The sequence below is a fragment of the Devosia sp. genome (genome assembly GCF_035944845.1).
Lineage (GTDB): Bacteria > Pseudomonadota > Alphaproteobacteria > Rhizobiales > Devosiaceae > Devosia_A.
The window spans coordinates 1-2,621 of sequence record NZ_DASZAW010000104.1; the positions used below are offsets into that span (position 1 = coordinate 1).

Annotated in this window: 3 protein-coding genes; all 3 read right to left on the reverse strand. The window is 64.9% G+C overall.

Features of this window, described 5'->3' with window-relative positions; genetic code table 11:
* Positions 1-231: 231 nt before the first annotated feature.
* A complete protein-coding gene (locus VGV07_RS20365; protein WP_326870565.1) occupies positions 232-1,113 on the reverse strand; it encodes a dienelactone hydrolase family protein in 882 nt (293 codons plus the stop codon).
* A gap of 91 nt (positions 1,114-1,204) precedes the next feature.
* On the reverse strand, positions 1,205-2,383 hold the full coding sequence (locus tag VGV07_RS20370; RefSeq protein ID WP_326870566.1) for a DNA recombination protein RmuC: 1,179 nt from the start codon (positions 2,381-2,383) through the stop codon (positions 1,205-1,207).
* Between the two features lie 9 nt (positions 2,384-2,392).
* Positions 2,393-2,621: hypothetical protein (locus VGV07_RS20375; protein WP_326870567.1), on the reverse strand; the 229-nt coding region annotated here is incomplete at its 5' end.

Genomic DNA, 2,621 nt, shown 5'->3' on the forward strand with positions numbered 1-2,621 from the left:
AAAGATCCCCCTTTTTCGAGGCGCGAATCCCCGAAATGGCCCAGTCCCAACTCCATCCCGCCCTCCTATGCAAAGGCCAGGGAATCAGACCGAAACCCTCTCTTCAACAACGATGTGTGCATGTCGTAGCCCGTCGGGGAGGGGGTGGGGGTGGGGGTCCATCGGTGATCACCGCACCACCCCCTCCCTCAATCCCTCCCCTCAAGGGGGAGGGAGGCAACGGCCCGTGCTTCAGGCCAGCACGTCCTTGAACAATCCCATCGTCCGCGACCAGGCGAGATCGGATGCTTCCTTGCTGTAGCGCGCCGCCGAGGTGTCGTTATTGAAGGCGTGGTTGGCGCCCTCGTAGATGAAGATCTGGTAGTCCGTGCCGGCGGCCTTCAGCGCCGCCTCGAACGCCGGGATGCCGGCATTGATCCGCTCGTCGAGCCCGCCATAGTGCGCCATCACCTTGGCCTTGATGTTGGGCACCGCTGCGGCGTCCGGCTGTCCGCCGTAGTAGGGGACCGCTGCCAGCAGGTCTGGCGCTACGGTGGCGATATTGTTGACCGTGCCGCCACCCCAGCAGAAGCCCATGGCGCCGACCTTGCCGTTTGTCTTGGCATGCGTCTTCAGCCAGGCAATGGTCGCGACGCCATTGGCCGCCACGTCAGCCGCGGGCAATTGCTGGAACATCGGCCGCGCCGCTTCCTCGTCGGCGGGCGTGCCGCCCAGATCGGAGAGGAAGTCGGGCGCCAGTGCCACGAAACCCTCGAGTGCCACCCGACGCGCCACATCCTTGGTATGGGCGTTGAGCCCGCGATTCTCGTGCACCACGATCACCGCTCCGAACGGCCCGCCTTCCGCCGGGTAGGCGAGGTAGCCGCGCATCTCGCCTTTCGCGCCGGGGTAGGTGACATCCTCGATGACGAGCCGCGCGTCGTTCTCGGGCACCAGGCCCTGCGCTTTGGCGTTCGAGGCCATCATTGACGCGGCCACCGCCGCCGCACTCATCGAGCCCGCAAGCTTGGCGAGGTTATCCATGAACTTGCGCCGGTCGAGGCTCAGGTGGGTGTAGTCGTCGAAGAGATTGATCATCTCCTGCGAGATCTGGGGCGTGTCCCTCTCGTCCATTCGCCGTTCTCCTGTTTTGACGCGCGGGAGGCTACGGCGTGAGAGACGACTTGGGGATGACGCTCGCACCATTGTGAGTCGAAGTGAGGAGCTACTCTCCGGCGAGCCGTTGCGGTTCGGGCCGCGCCTCGTCGAACTCCATCGCCTCGATGCGCTCGCCGCGCTTCACGATCTTCGACGACGATGTCACGATGTCGCCGATATCCCCGGCCGCCTGCGTGAAGTGGGTCTGGAGCTTTCGCACCCGTTCGTCCAGCCGGCCGACATCGGCAAGCAGGGCCCGCACCTCGGTCTGGATGCGATAGGCCTCCTCGCGCATCTTCACGTCGCGCAGCAGCGCCTGCACCACCTGGATGGAGAGCATCAGGATCGACGGCGAGACGATCACGATGCGCGCCTTGAGCGCCCGCTGCACCACATCCTCGAAATGTTCGTGCAGGTCCGCAAAGATCGATTCCGACGGCACGAACAGGAAGGCCGTGTCGGCGGTCTCCCCGGCGATCAGGTACTTTTCCGAGATCGCCTTGATATGGACGCCCATGTCGCTGCGGAACCGGCTGGCCGCAAAACGCGGATCTTCGCCGTCCCCGGCGCTCGAAAAGCCCTGCCAGCTCTCGAGCGGGAACTTGGCGTCGATCACCAGCGACGGCGCCCCGTTCGGCATATAGACCAGCGCGTCGGGCCGGCTGCCGTTCGACAGTGTCGCCTGGAAGGCATAGGCGTTCTGGGCCAGGCCATCGCCGATGATCGCTTCCATCCGGCCTTGGCCGAAGGCGCCGCGCGTCTGCTTGTTGGCGAGGATCGACTGCAGCGACACCACGTTCTGGCTGAGCTGGGTGATGTTGGATTGCGCCCGGTCGATCACCGCCAGCCGTTCCTGGAGCTTCGCCAGGCTCTCGTTGGTCTTGACGTTGCTTTCCTGCATGGCCGCGCCGATGCGCTGGCCCTGGCTGTCGAGCCGTTCGTTCACCAGCCGTGCCAGGTCCGAAGTACGCGAGCCGAAGATCTCGCTCATCGTCTGCATCCGGCCGGTCATCTCCGACTGCACGCGCAGCATGTCGGCAATGTAGCGCTCTGTCTCCTGCGCCTTGAGTTGCGCCGCCGCCGCCTCCTCGGCCCGCTGTGCCGCCTCTTCCGCCCGGGCGCGCGACTGCCTGATCACCACGACGAGCAGCGCCACCAGCAGCGCCGCGACGATTCCGACGGCCGTATAGGCGGCGATTTCAAGCGTGACGGGAAAGTCGGCGATGACGAAAAGCACTCGATCCATCGCCTCAGCTTACACGATTCGAGCCTGCCGTTCCCGCATTGTTCTTCGGCGCCGCAATTGGCGTAAACCAGGCGTAAACCGGCTGGCCGTTGACCGCCGCCCGGGAAATACCATATTCAGCGGCAACCCCCGATGAAGGACTGAACGTTCATGGCCAAGCGCCCCATCCTGATCCTGCCCGACGAGCGCCTGCGCGCCATTGCAGAGCCGATCGAGAAGATCGACGATGGCATCAAGC